General features: G+C 44.3%; 1 pseudogene. It reads right to left on the reverse strand.

The features are described from left to right. Positions 1-58: 58 nt before the first annotated feature. Positions 59-166 (reverse strand): annotated as a pseudogene (locus HMPREF3277_RS15120) (IS5/IS1182 family transposase); the annotation flags it as partial. Positions 167-433 lie beyond the last annotated feature (267 nt).

Consider the following 433-nt stretch of genomic DNA (forward strand, 5'->3'; position numbering starts at 1 on the left):
CCGAACAGCTCTACCGCGCCGTCTCCATCCTCCATAACCACCCCTACCACCGCGAATAATATAGTGGATTAACTTTAAACCAGGACGGCGTTACCTCTCCTTGTCGTACTATCTGTACTGTCTGCGGCTTTGTCGCCTTGTCCTGATTTATGTTAATTCCACTATAAAAGCCGTACCCGCAGGCAGGCTTCGTGTGTCCACCGCATAAATCGGGCGCAAGCGTATCTGTTGCGAATTCAATACATAAAGAAATAGTAAACTAGGAAATATTCAGATATTGTTTGAATGCCCGCCATAAGGACGATAAGATACCGACCTCATTTTATAAGGGATTGATTTAGAAACAGTTCGGGCTTGACGAAGGCAACTTCGCCGTATGGTTTGGAAGTGAAAAAAATACAATCCCCATTTTGATACCACACAACGATAAAGA

Origin of the sequence: Neisseria sp. HMSC70E02, assembly GCF_001838645.1 — a bacterium.
Taxonomy (GTDB): Bacteria; Pseudomonadota; Gammaproteobacteria; order Burkholderiales; family Neisseriaceae; genus Neisseria; species Neisseria macacae.